General features: G+C 59.2%; 12 protein-coding genes. 6 read left to right on the top strand and 6 right to left on the bottom strand.

Going from position 1 to position 12,746, the window contains the following annotated elements; genetic code table 11:
• Positions 1–12 precede the first annotated feature (12 nt).
• The 5 genes from Q1A52_RS22460 to Q1A52_RS22440 all read left to right on the top strand — a co-directional run bounded on the left by Q1A52_RS22460 (position 13) and on the right by Q1A52_RS22440 (position 4,789).
• Positions 13–1,062 (top strand): substrate-binding domain-containing protein, encoded by a 1,050-nt coding sequence (locus Q1A52_RS22460; RefSeq protein ID WP_300020034.1) that lies wholly within the window; start codon positions 13–15, stop codon positions 1,060–1,062.
• A gap of 115 nt (positions 1,063–1,177) precedes the next feature.
• Positions 1,178–1,936, top strand: coding sequence for an ATP-binding cassette domain-containing protein (locus tag Q1A52_RS22455; protein ID WP_300020032.1), 759 nt, complete (start codon positions 1,178–1,180; stop codon positions 1,934–1,936).
• Positions 1,933–3,045, top strand: a complete 1,113-nt coding sequence (locus tag Q1A52_RS22450; RefSeq protein ID WP_299784620.1) for an ABC transporter permease — start codon at positions 1,933–1,935, stop codon at positions 3,043–3,045. The genes Q1A52_RS22455 and Q1A52_RS22450 overlap by 4 nt, the downstream gene beginning before the upstream one ends.
• A gap of 86 nt (positions 3,046–3,131) precedes the next feature.
• A complete protein-coding gene (locus tag Q1A52_RS22445; RefSeq protein WP_300020030.1) occupies positions 3,132–4,277 on the top strand; it encodes a substrate-binding domain-containing protein in 1,146 nt (381 codons plus the stop codon).
• 83 nt (positions 4,278–4,360) lie between these two features.
• Positions 4,361–4,789, top strand: coding sequence for a heme-binding protein (locus Q1A52_RS22440; RefSeq protein WP_300020028.1), 429 nt, complete (start codon positions 4,361–4,363; stop codon positions 4,787–4,789).
• 216 nt (positions 4,790–5,005) lie between these two features.
• On the opposite strand, the gene Q1A52_RS22435 is transcribed toward Q1A52_RS22440, so the two are convergent.
• The 3 genes from Q1A52_RS22435 to Q1A52_RS22425 form a co-directional block, all read right to left on the bottom strand.
• Positions 5,006–6,310: an amidohydrolase gene (locus tag Q1A52_RS22435; RefSeq protein WP_300020026.1), complete on the bottom strand. Its 1,305-nt coding sequence runs from the start codon at positions 6,308–6,310 to the stop codon at positions 5,006–5,008.
• Positions 6,285–7,070, bottom strand: coding sequence for an AraC family transcriptional regulator (locus tag Q1A52_RS22430; protein WP_300020024.1), 786 nt, complete (start codon positions 7,068–7,070; stop codon positions 6,285–6,287). The genes Q1A52_RS22435 and Q1A52_RS22430 overlap by 26 nt, the downstream gene beginning before the upstream one ends.
• 181 nt (positions 7,071–7,251) lie before the next feature.
• Complete coding sequence (locus Q1A52_RS22425) at positions 7,252–7,824, bottom strand: TetR/AcrR family transcriptional regulator (RefSeq protein WP_300020022.1); 573 nt, start codon at positions 7,822–7,824, stop codon at positions 7,252–7,254.
• Between the two features lie 64 nt (positions 7,825–7,888).
• Between Q1A52_RS22425 and Q1A52_RS22420 the strand changes: the two genes are divergently transcribed.
• Positions 7,889–8,692 carry a crotonase/enoyl-CoA hydratase family protein gene (locus tag Q1A52_RS22420; protein WP_300020020.1) on the top strand — a complete coding sequence of 268 codons (804 nt, stop codon included), beginning with the start codon at positions 7,889–7,891 and terminating at the stop codon, positions 8,690–8,692.
• A gap of 377 nt (positions 8,693–9,069) precedes the next feature.
• Here the strand turns inward: Q1A52_RS22420 and Q1A52_RS22415 are convergent, their stop codons facing one another.
• The 3 genes from Q1A52_RS22415 to Q1A52_RS22400 all read right to left on the bottom strand — a co-directional run bounded on the left by Q1A52_RS22415 (position 9,070) and on the right by Q1A52_RS22400 (position 12,717).
• A complete protein-coding gene (locus tag Q1A52_RS22415; RefSeq protein WP_300020063.1) occupies positions 9,070–9,849 on the bottom strand; it encodes a GNAT family N-acetyltransferase in 780 nt (259 codons plus the stop codon).
• A complete protein-coding gene (locus Q1A52_RS22405) occupies positions 9,849–11,402 on the bottom strand; it encodes a pyridoxal-phosphate dependent enzyme (RefSeq protein ID WP_367278086.1) in 1,554 nt (517 codons plus the stop codon). Before Q1A52_RS22405 ends, Q1A52_RS22415 begins: the two co-directional genes overlap by 1 nt.
• Before the next feature lie 64 nt (positions 11,403–11,466).
• The gene (locus Q1A52_RS22400; protein WP_300020018.1) at positions 11,467–12,717 is read right to left on the bottom strand and encodes an NAD(P)-binding domain-containing protein; all 1,251 of its coding nucleotides are present in this window, start codon (positions 12,715–12,717) and stop codon (positions 11,467–11,469) included.
• Positions 12,718–12,746 lie beyond the last annotated feature (29 nt).

Raw genomic sequence — 12,746 nt, 5'->3', positions numbered from 1 at the left:
TGGGAGGAAAACATGCAAAAGAGAACATTCATCAAGGCCGCATTGGCCACGACCATCCTGACAGCGCTGAGCGCGCCAGCCTTTGCTGCCGGCGCTTGGGACGGCCCGACAACCGGTCCGACAGCCGCGGAGGGTAAATCCATCGTCGTGGTGGCGGGCGATCTGAAAAACGGTGGCATCCTTGGCGTGACCGAAGGCGTCGAAGAGGCCGCCGCCAAGATCGGTTGGGAGGTGCGCGTGCTGGATGGCGCAGGCTCCATTCAGGGGCGCACCGGCGCGATTGGTCAGGCGCTGGCCTTGCAGCCCGACGGCATCATCATCAATGGCTTTGACGCGGTGGAACAACAGGCAGCACTCGAAGGTGTGGTCACGGCCAATATCCCGATGGTGGCCTGGCACTCCGGCCCCGTGATCGGCTGCGATGCCCCCGGCGGCATTTTCGCGAATGTGTCCACGGACGCGATGACCGTGTCGGAAGTGGCCGCGAAATGGGCGATTGAGGATGGCGGCGAAGACATCGGCGTGGTGATCTTCACCGACAGCACCTATCAGATCGCCATCGACAAGGCGGACCGCCTGAAAGAGACGGTCGAAGCCGCAGGCGGCATCGTGCTGGAATATGTGGACACGCCGATTGCCGATACCTCTACGCGTATGGGGCCGCTGACCACGAGCTTGTTGCAGAAATACGGCGACAGCTGGACACATGCGCTGGCGATCAACGATCTCTACTTCGACTTCATGGGCCCGTCCCTTGCGGCTGCCGGGTTCGCGCCCGACAAAGGCCCGCAGGCGGGTTCTGCCGGAGACGGGTCCGAGGCGGCCTTCCAGCGCATCCGTTCCAACGGTTATCAGGCGATTACCGTGGCGGAGCCGCTGAACCTTCAGGGCTGGCAGCTGGTCGATGAGCTGAACCGCGCGGTGCAGGGCGAGGCCTGCTCGGGCTATGTCACCTCTCCGGCGCTGGTGACGCAGGAAGGTCTGGCGAAACTGGGCGACAGCAACCAGTTCGATCCCGACATTCCCTACCGCGATGCCTATTCCGAGATCTGGAACAAGTAAGTTCTCCCAGGCGCGGCCCTCGTTCCGACACGGAGCGGGGGCCGGCCAAGTTCAATCCCCTATCGCGACCGTCGCCCCCTTGCGGCGCCCGCCAACCCAGACCGGAGACGCAACAATGACCGATAAACCTCTCATAGACATGCGAGGGATCACCAAACGCTTTGGCGGTGTGACCGCGTTGTCAGGTGTCGACCTGACGGCTTACCCCGGAGAGGTGCTCGCAATTGTCGGCGACAACGGCGCGGGCAAATCCACGCTGATCAAGATCCTGACGGGTGTCTACCAACCGACCGAAGGGGAGATTTTCCTCGACGGGCAGAAGATTGAATTTGCCAGTCATGCGGAAGCCATCGAGGTCGGTATCGACGCGGTCTATCAGACGCTGGCGCTGGCCGATCATCTCGATCCGGCAGCCAATATGTTTCTGGGCAATGAGCTGACCAAGAACGTCCTTGGCCTCAGCATGCTCGACAACAAAAAGATGCGCTCCGAGACCGAACGCGTGTTGATGGATCGGCTGGGCGTGAAGCTCAAGTCGCTCGATGCCCCGACCGAGAGCCTCTCTGGCGGACAGCGGCAGGCCGTGGCCATCGCCCGCGCCGTTTACAGCGAAGGGTTGCGGGTGCTGGTGATGGATGAACCTACCGCCGCCCTTGGTCCGCAGGAAACGGCACGCACGCTCAAGCTTATTCAGACGCTGAAGGCGCAGGGGCTGGCTGTCATCCTGATCAGCCATTCGCTGGATGATGTCTTCGAGGTCTCCGACCGCATTCATGTGCAGCGGCGCGGCCAATGTGCGGGCGTTGTCGAGACCGCACAAAGCAATACTCAGGAGGTCCTCGGCCTCATCGTTGGCGCGGAGGAAGCAGCATGACAACGGCAGCAAAACCACTGACCGAACGGCTTGAGCCCTACATCGCGATCATCGGCCCAATGGTGATGATCCTGGCGATCCTGCTGTTCATGGGCGCGGTCGAACCGGCCCGGTATTTCCGCGCGACGAACATCAATCTGATCCTGCTGGATGCGGCCCTCTATATGCCGATGGCGATGGCCATGACCTTTGTCATCACGCAGCGGGGTATCGACCTTTCCATCGGTTCCATCGCCGCCCTGTCGGGCATCATGATGGCCTTTTTGATCAAGCAATACGGGTTTTCCGTCTATGTCGCGGTGCCCATTGCGATCATGCTGGGCGCGCTTATGGGGCTGATCAATGGGCTGATCATCACGCGGCTGAACGTGCCGGACCTGATCGGGACGCTGGCCATGGACCTTGTCTATCGCGGCTTTGCGCTGGTTCTGGCCAAGGGTCTTGTGCTGGCCCGTTTCCCGGATTTCCTGACCGATATCGGACGCGGTCAGATCCCCGGCTTTGTGCCCATCCCGGTGCTGATCGGTACGGCCACGATGATCGGTGGCTACATCCTGCTGACGCGCAGCTATTTCGGGCGCTACACCATCGCCATCGGCTCCAACCCCGAAGCTGCGGAGCTGACCGGGATTGCGGTCAAGCGACACAAGGTCTTTGCTTATGTGCTCTGTGGTGCGGCAGCCGCCCTTGCGGGCGTGATGCTGACCGGCAAGCTGAACGCCATTCAGGCAACGTCCGCGCCCTACTTCAACCTGCACGTCATTGCGGCGGTGGTCGTGGGCGGCACGTCCCTCTTTGGGGGCCGCGCGTCGATGCTGGGGTCTTTTGCCGGTGTGCTGCTGCTGAGCATGATGATCAACGCGCTGGTCACCCTGCGCATTGAATTCTTCTGGCAGTCCGTCGCCTCCGGTGTGGTGATCGTCAGTTCGGTCGCTCTCTACACCTGGATGCAAAAGAAAGACCGGGACGGGGCGGGTGGCTTGTTTGCTGGTCTGATGACCCCGGAAGGACAGAAAATGCTGCGCTTCAGCGCGGCCCTGATCGGTGTCCTGATCGCGCTTCTTGCGGTTGGTGCATTGTTTGCCACGACACCCGGTGCAAGCGGGTAAGCGGCGTAAGACGCGAAAGGACAGGTCGGGGTTTTGTACCCCGGCCAAACCGAAGATTTCGCATTCAATACTTGGGAGGAACTACCATGAAACTATTTTCAACCACTGCTCTGATCGCAAGCGCTGTGTTGGCAACATCCGCGTTTGCGGATGGCCACGCGACGCTGCCGCTGAAGGAAATGGACGGCATCGCGGATCGCAACTACTGGATCCCCGGCGAGGTAAATGCCGACGGCGCCTTGGAAAAACTGCAGGAAGTCGTCGGCTCCGAAGCTGTCAAATTCTCGGGCACTCTCGACAAGCCGGTGCAGATCGCGCTGATCTACCCGTCCGCCGATACATCCGACTTCTGGGCGCGCAACTACCTGGCGATGACCAAGCGGCTGGAAGAGCTGGGCATCGCGTTTGAGACAACCGAATTCGCCAGCCGCCAGATCGAGCATTCGCTGCAGGCGACATATGCCAGCCAGGTCGAGCAGGACGCGGATCTCTATGACTATGTGATCTTTGGTCCGTCCGAGCTGGAAATTCAGGCGGATAACATCGACAAGCTGTCGGGTAACGACGGTTTCGCCACCTACGTCTGGGCGTTTCACACGCCGCTGAAAGACCTGGCCAACCAGCCGGACGCCTGGTTCGATTTCTCCTCTGCGGCGGGTGCCCTGACCATGTGTGACTACATGCTGGGCCGTCTGGGCAATGATGTGACCATGGCGATGAATCGCGGTATTCCCGGCATCACCGACAACCAGCGGTCGGGCGATTTCAAAGCCTGTGTGGAGGAGAAGGGCAACTGGACCACGGCCTATGAACACTATGGTGAGTACCAGCGCGAAGGCGGGTTCGAGGGGACATCCCTGATCCTGCAGGCCTATCCGGAGGCAACCATTATCCACAACGCGAACACCGCCATGGCGATGGGCAGCGTCGAGGCGCAGGTGTCCCAGGGCAAGGAGAAAGAGGTTTTCTCAACCGGGTGGGGCGGTACCGGTCTGGAACTGGACGCGATCCGGCGCGGCGAGCTTGATGCCACGCCCATGCGCATGGGCGATGACGTCGGTGCGGCCACTGCCGAAGCGATAAAGGCGGACCTTGAGGGCCGCGCGGATGAGCTGCCGATGGTGTTCCTCGGGCGCATCACCGTGGCCCATGATCAGATGAGCGCCGAGGAGATCGACGCGCTGGAACAGGAAGCTTTCCGCTTCTCTGGCGTGGGCGCTCTGGAGCGCTAATTCTTTCCGTGAGGGCCGGTTCAGATCGGCCCTCGCGACCCCGTAGAGGGTTTCTTCGTGACCTCTCAGATCCAAGGTTGACCATGTACTTTGAAAAGACCCTGAAACTGACCCATCTCGCGGTAATGGAGATGCTGCATACAGGCATCACCAAGGCAGATGAGACCGGACAGCCGCAATGTATCGTCATCGTGGATGCAAGCGGTGTAGTCCTTGGCCAAATCAGAATGGACGGCGCGAAGTATCTCAGCATGAAAAGTGCTCTGGCCAAGGCGCGGACAGCTGCATCTATCGGTGGTCCAAGTGACGCGATCCCGGAGGCGGTCGGCCTTGCTATCGCGGCGGCGACGGACGGTGAGGTGACGCGGTTGGGAGGCGGCCTGCCCATTTACAGCGAAGGCATTCGACTTGGTGGCATCGGCGTCGGGTCCGGGTCCCCGGATCAGGACAAGGCCGTCGCCGAGGCGGCGATCACCGCCATCGGCGCGACTGCGAAACAAGAACAGGTGTAGCACGGTAGACAGGCTGGTCATCAAGTTCTCATACAAAGAATTTGCATAAAACAGATTATCCAACTCAATTTCGTGTAGTCGCAAAGCTAAAATATCACCCGTAGGATCGAGCTTTACCCATCACGTGATCCGACAAAACCTTTCGCTCTTTCTGATCACAGGTCTACTATCTTGGGCTGAGTTGCCGTTGCAATGGCCTTTCCTCTGGGAATTCGCCTACGATGTACCCTGTGGGAGAGCCGTCTCCGCAAGGCTGACCCACATCCTCAAACCAATCGGGAACAGCTTGTCATTGAAAACAAACCTGTCGCCGTGCAGCCCTTTGCGGGGTCCCACGTCACCGGCCGCGAGCCAGATGTAGGCACCATCCCCCACCGCGTTGAGCAGATAGGAAAAATCTTCGCACCCTAATGAAGCGGCTTCGTCGGTAACGACCCTTTCGGCGGGCAGGAAGCTGTCTGCCGCAGCCTTGGCCGTTGCAGCACCATTTGCTGAATTGACTACAGCGGGGTAGCCCTTTCGATAGTCCAGCGCGTAATCGAGGCCATGTGCCTGTGCGATCCCTCCGGCGATCTGTGCAATTCTGGCTGCGACGTGGTCCGAAAAATCTGGATTGAAGAACCGTGCTGTGCCTTGTACCTCCAGTTGCCCGGGGACGATATTGTTGATGCGCCCGCCGTGTACTTGGGTAAAGGACAGGACCAGAGCGGGTTTCGGATCAACCGTGCGGCTGACGATACGCTGTGCAGAACTGATGAATTCGGCGGCGGCCAGTACCGGGTCATCGCCAAGCTCGGGCATCGCGGCATGCGCACCTTTTCCCATAAATGTCAGGGTAAAGTCATCGACGCCCGCCATGATCGGTCCTTCGGTTACGATAACCGCTTCTTCTTTCACACCGGGCCAGTTGTGCTGTGAGAAAACCTTTTCCGCAGGAAAGCGCGCCAACAGACCGTCGGCTACCATTTTTTTACCCCCGCCATGGACTTCCTCTGCAGGCTGGAAAACGAAGTATAGTGTCCCGTCGAAATTGGGCGTCTCGCTCAGAAGTTTGGCAGCACCAAGCAACATGGCGGTATGGGCGTCGTGTCCGCAGGCATGCATCGCACCCTCCACCTCAGAGCTGTGGGCAAGACCGGTTGCTTCCTGCACAGGCAAAGCATCCAACTCCGCACGAAACATGGCGGTTCGCGAGCTCATCCCTGACGTGAGCACTCCAACAACGGCGGTTTCTGACACGTCTCGATGGACCTCGAGGCCAAATTCCGCCAGCTTGTGCGCCACGAAATCTGCGGTTTTCTCTTCTGCGAAGCCCAGTTCAGGAGTGCGATGTAGCCGGCGCTGCCAGCTGATGACGTCCGGTAAAACCGCGTCCACATAATCATTGCGTTGCATGTTCATATCTTTCTTCCAGCGGTGCCCGGCGCTCTGCAGGGAATCCGTTGGAAGGCATGTAGCAATGAGGCTTGAATGGATATTGTACGAATTTGCTCCACTAGGAGCGCGAGCGCCGATACACACCCGGCGTAAATCCGTAGGCACGTGTGAAATGGCTTTGATCTATGAAACCAGAGGCAACGGCGGCTGCAGCCAACCCCTCTCCGTCATCTATGAGGTCCTTTGCATGGCGAATGCGACAGTCCACGAGGAAGTCATGCGGGGAAATCCCTTTCGCTGCCTTGAACGACCGTATCAGGTGCCATTGGGACCAGCCCACCTCATCGGCCACTTCTTCCAGGCCGATGCCGTCGATGCATGACGCTCGTAATATTTGCTCGATCAGCGTGATCCGTTTTGGATCACGGTACGTGTAATCTTCGGTGGTTGGGCGCTCAGCATGGCGCTCTACCAAATCCAACAAGATACCAGCCCAGATTTCCCGCATCTCATGTGTATCGCATTGTGACTCGAGGCCCTTGTGCAGCCTCGCTATCCGTGATGCCAAGTTGGGATCGTGTACAACTGACTTCGTAAAGTACGGCCTGATCCCGTTATTTTCTACGCGCAGAAAATGCACCTCGGACGGGTACATTACCCGGTATGACCAGCCGGCATCCGATGCAGCCTCTCCATCGTGTTGGGATTGTGGGTTCACCAGAATGACATCGCCAGGACCCGCTGTGTGCACCTGTCCTCGGCAGTAGAACGCCTCGAGACCATGTGTCACAATCCCTATGACGTAACCTTCGTGGATGTGACATCGGTACTTGTGGGTTTTGAAGTGCGCAGCAAACAGCTCCAAATCGGATATCTGTCCGGCGCGCCAATATTTTTTGCTCAAGGCCCATCCTCGATTGGCAGCCCATTGTCCAGCCATACAAACTGGCGTGCTCAGCCCGGTACTTGGGTCTGCTGTCAAATTTTCGGGTTCAATCAGTATCAGATGACGGCAAAGTGGACAAATGCGCCGTCATTGCGAGGCCCCGGCTCGACGCTGTTCGCAATCCAATGCTCCGAAGCCATCAAGACGCTTCCGCGACCATCGCCCTTGCCGCCCGTCCAGCAGACACAAGATACTCCGGATCTTGATGTACAAGGACGGTTGAGAAAGCACCATCCATGAGCAAAACGACATGCCGGGCCAGTTCACCCGGGTTCTTCGTTTCGTGATCCTGAAACTCTTCACAAAGCCAGGCTTCGAATTTCTTCTTATGTGCAGCACCGACTTTCATAGCCGGATGACCCGGCATATTTGCCAGCTCGGCAGCCGTGCGCAGAAAACCACAGCCTTTCCATTTCGGATGACGTGCAGACTGCGACAGATTCGAGAAAATAGCTTCGACCTTATCAGCAAGCTTGCCCTCGGCATTGTCAAACCATGTTCTGAACAGTGCCAGATTCGGTTGATCGCGGGACGTCAGATAAGCCGTGATCAGATCGTCCTTGCTCTTGAAGTGATAATAGAGCGTCTTTTTGGTAATGCCCGCTTTTGCAGCAATGGCGTCAACGCTCACAGCGCGAATACCCTCGCTATAGAACAAGCGGTTGGCAGCATCCAGGATGCGGTCTTTAGCAGATCGATTTTCAGGTGACATGGCTATGTATACTACACAGTGAGTATACGTCAATTCTCCGTCTCGATATGGTCTGCGAAATCGAATGGAGACCGTCATGTCGCACTTGGTAAAATATGAACAAAAAGGGGCTATTGCCCTTCTGACCCTGAACAGGCCTGAAAAGCTGAACGCTCTTAACTACGCCACAAATGACCGACTTCTTGAGTTGCTCGCCTCAATCGAAACTGATCCGACAATCAGGGCCGTCGTCCTGACCGGTGCTGGCGAGCGGGCGTTTTCGGCAGGGGGAGATATTCATGAATTCACGGAGAGCATCAAAGCGGGCGTTGATATCGCAGTCCGGGAATTTTGCAGACGTGGTCAGATCATGACCGCCAGGCTGGAAGCCTTCCCGAAGCCCATCATTGCCGCCGTCAACGGGATCGCCTTCGGAGGGGGATGCGAGATCACCGAGGCCGTTCATCTTGCAGTGGCGAGCGAAAAGGCCTTGTTTGCAAAACCGGAAATAAACATCGGAATACCTCCCACGTTTGGGGGCACGCAGCGATTGCCGCGTCTTGCGGGTCGAAAGCGCGCGCTGGAGTTGCTTCTCACGGGAGACACCTTCTCGCCGCAACGGGGGTATGAGATGGGATTGGTGAACAAGATCGTTCCGCACGACGCACTGTTGCCTGCCGCTTTCGATCTGGCTGAACGCATTGTCCGGCATTCACCGCTCGCCGTGTCGCGGATTATCACGGCGGTGACGCGGGGGATCAACACAACCATCGATGAAGGCTTGCTGATCGAGCGTGAGCAATTCGCACGGATGGCGGCCACGAAAGACGTTCATGAAGGGTTGAGTGCTTGGATTGCACGGCGGACACCCACCTACACAGGAGCATAGCCTTGGAAGACTGCCAAGGATGGCTCTGGGAGCAGACAAGAGCACGGCAGTGAACCAAGCTGTCGAAGACTTCGTAAAAGGCGTCTTGGAGATGAACGCGGCAAAATCCGCAACCGGTCAGGTTCCGAAGAACCATATCACCACTTTCATCTGTCTGCTGGATGCCGTGGACTGGCCGACCGAAAAGAGAGCGATCCCGTCGCCCGCAGTCATTTCTGGCCTTCGACACACGCAGGACGCGCTTGCGGCAGCCTACGCGGAAGGTTCGTATCCGATAGTGGATGCCTTGCGCCTTTGCATTGGCGTAGCACCTTGGGACATCTGTTGTGCCGACAGCGAGTGGTCACCGCCATTCGCAGTGCCCGTTCGGCTTCCTTTTACATATCATGAAAGGAGCGCAGTTTACCGGGTGCGGCGTGGTTGGCACCTGCCGTGGTCAGGTCGGTCAAAGCCGAAAACCAAGTCACGGTCATATCAATCCGGGTCTGAAAACCAAGGCGCTCATAAATCCGTATCGCATCGGTGTTGTCCGCAAGAGTGTGCAGGTAGGGCGTGTCGCCCCGCGCCAAAATGTGGGTGGCCGTATGACGGACAAGCGATGACCCAAGGCTTTGCCTCCTATAAGCCGGGTGGACCGAGACGGCGCTGATCTCAGTGAAACCTGGCTGTCTGAACCGCTCGCCCGCCATCGCAATAAGCCGGTTGTTGCGGCGAATGCCCCAGAATCTGCCGAGCAGATGCGTGAGCGGCTCGAACGGGCCAGGCTCGGCCAGAGCAGCCAGCGCCTGCATTTCGGGCGCGTCCGTGCCGGTGAGCCGGACCGCGTCGTTCGAAAGGCTTGGACACAGTTGAGGGCCGGCAACCATCTGCACGGCTGGCGCCGTTTCAGCAGGGGGTATGTTTGGCAGCTCCGGGGCCTTCCCGGCCTGCATCAGCCTTGCCTCACCGCCCTGTGCAACAATGAGGCGTTCAAGGCTCACAATGCTTTCCACACTGTCGTCCCGTGCGGCCGCAAAGGGCGCAGCCTCGGTCATGAAGCGGCGGGCTCCTCCGCGTCCGAGCGCAAATCCCGCATGACAGCTTGTGAGCGAGGTCCAGACCGGACGGTCGAGGACATCAGCGATGTCGATCAGCGCGCCATTGGCAAAGCGCCCCATCACCCAAGACCTTTCGTGGAATTCAACCACTGTGGCAAAAGCGAGAGCGGGTCTTCGACGGGCTGGGCTCGTATTGGCCTTGGCAAGGCGGCAAGGCGGGCATGAAGCGTGCGATCCTCGAAGGCATTTAGAACCTCCGTTGCGCCGCCAACAAGCTCGCCCCCGATGAAAACCTGAGGGACAGTGCGCATGCCTGTCCGCGCAAACAGCGCCCGCAGAATCTGGCCGCCCGCATCGCCCTTACGCAGCTCCGCGCTGTCGACGTCAATCGCCTGAAACGGGATTGCCGCACGGTCAAAGATTTTACGGACAGACCAACAAAATTCACACCACTCGAACCCGAACATCACGACCGGTGCGTCTGTATCCGCGAGCGCTGCAGCCACAAAAACGGATGCCTGTGGTGGGATCGCAGGCTCTTGGTCAGGCCGATTTTGGGCCTGTTGGCGGGGTGGTTTTGGCACGGAGGCGAGGATTTTCGCTTCTTCGGCCGTCATGGTCACTGGCACATCGTCAAAGAGCGGTGTTGTCAGATAACGCTCGCCAGTGTCAGGGATCATCGCGAGGATACGCGCGCCATCGGGCGCGGCTTTTGCCACCTCCAAGGCCGCTGCCATTGTCGCGCCACCGCTAGGACCGCAAAATATCCCTTCCAGAGCCGCTAGGCGCCGCGCTACCTGCAGGGCATCCGCACCCGAAACAGGTTGGAACCGGTCAATCAGACCAGATGACAGCGCCTGTTCCGCAAAAATCGAAACGAAGTCCGGCGACCACCCCTGAATAGGGTGCGCGCGGGAATTCGGGTGACTGCGCGCGGGCCGCCCGTCAGGCAGGCGTGGCTGCAGAACGTCACTGTTGAGCATTTGAGCGTTTTCCGGTTCAACCGCGACAATCTGCGTCGCTGGGTTCTTGCGTTTGAGCTCTTCCGCCACGCCTTTCAGGGTACCCGCCGTGCCAAAACCGGATACCCAATAATCGAGGCCTTCCTCGCTGAAATCGGTGAGAATCTCGCGGGCCGTTGTTGTGCGATGCGCTTCGATATTCGCGTTGTTTTCGAACTGACGGCACAGGAACCAGCCATGTGCTGTGGCCAGACGCTCGGCAGTGGCCATCATACCGGTTGCGCGCTCGGCAGCAGGTGTCAGGATAACTTTCGCACCGAGAAAGCGCATGAGCACGCGACGCTCGATGCTGAAATTCTCGGCCATCACAATCACCAGCGGATGCCCTTTCTGGGCACAGACCATCGCCAGTGCAATACCGGTGTTGCCGGAGGTTGCCTCAATCACTGTTTGCCCCGGTTTGAGATCGCCCGAGCGTTCCGCTGCCTCAATCACGGCCAGCGCCAAACGATCCTTTACCGAGCTCATCGGATTGAAGGCTTCAAGCTTGGCATAGAGCTCGACATGTCGCGGCCCCAGATTATTGATGCGCACGATGGGAGTGCGGCCAATCGTGTCGAGGATCGACGGGAACAGCCCACGGTCGCGTGATGCGTGTCGCAGGGTGCCGTCATGCGCCGGTGCGTCAGTTTGAATACTCTGAAGTGTCATGGTTGATGTCTCCAAGGGCTGCAAATTACGGGCCGTGGTGAGGTTGAAATCTGGCGTGGTGGTGTCAGGCGGCAGCGTTGTGCCGCAGGTGCAAGTCGAGGTGATGGGCAATGTCGCGCGTATCAGGCCCGGCACCGGAGATCTGAAGGGAGCGCCGTCGCCGCAGGAAGGGAAGCCCCAGCACGTAGAGGCCCGGTGCCCCCGCAACGATCCCGCCGTCATGGACAAGCCTTCCGCGACGATCAAAGACAGGCAAATCGCGAAACCATTCATTCGCGGGTCTGAAGCCGGTGGCCCAGACGACGGATGCAATCTCGCCTGATCCGAAATCCAGACTGAGCCGGGGTGCCGTCGGCAGCGGCGTTGCCGAGGGCCGTGTAGACGGCATCAGGGCCGCACCGGGACTCCTCTCAGCGGCCCAGATGTCGATCCGGTCGAGCAACCGGCCAAGCTTGAGATCCGCGGCCTGGCACAGGTGCGCAAGCCCGCCCGAGAACAGCGCCCGTCCACCCCGGATATCGGTCAGCCTGCCGACGATCTCCACCCCAAGCCGGTTGAGGGCTGTCAGATCCACCGGATCGGTGCCGCCGATCAACTGCGGAGACGGTGTGCGCCGCACCCGTGTCAGATCGTCAACGTCGTCCAGGCTTTCATCCAGCGCCCCAATGGCATCAAGCCACCATTCGATATCCCGCCCGCGATAGTTCCGGGGCAATCGGACATGGGTCCCGACGGCCAGTGTGACGCGTCGCCCCGAGAGCTGTAATTCGCGGGCGATCTGGACGCCTGAGGCCGACGCACCAACCACCAGTACACCTCCATCCGGCAAATCCGATGGCCGCTTGTAAGACCCCGGATCGGTTTGAAAGACATGTTTAGGAACCGCAGTGGCCATCGCGGGCACCACCGGTCGGACGGCACCACCGCTGGCGGCCACCAGCGTCCTGCAGGATATCGGGCCCTCTGATGTTGCCAGTTCGAAGCCACCCGGCAAAGCACGCGCGCCGTGGACGCAAACGTTTTCCACAAGCGGTGCTGAAATGAATGACGCATAGCGTGTCAGGCTTTCAGCAAACTCCGTTGCCGACATGAAACCATGAAATGACGGCCCACCGTAGGGGCGACCGGGCAATCCGTTTGCCCAGTTCGGCGTCAGCAACCGCAGGCTGTCCCAACGCGCCGTACGCCACGCGTTGCCAATCATGCCCTTTTCCAGGACCAGATGGTCGATGCCTCGCATGGTGAGCTCACGGCTCATCGCCAACCCGGCCTGACCCCCGCCGACAATGGCTGTATCCACATGGTTTCTGGTCATTTCTGAATTCCTTTCCGTTCTGGCCTGGG

The sequence above is a fragment of the uncultured Roseobacter sp. genome (assembly GCF_947488185.1).
In the GTDB taxonomy this organism is placed as follows: Bacteria; Pseudomonadota; Alphaproteobacteria; order Rhodobacterales; family Rhodobacteraceae; genus Roseobacter.
The sequence above is the reverse complement of the archived record's forward strand: the minus strand, read 5'-3'. Positions and strand labels throughout refer to the sequence as shown.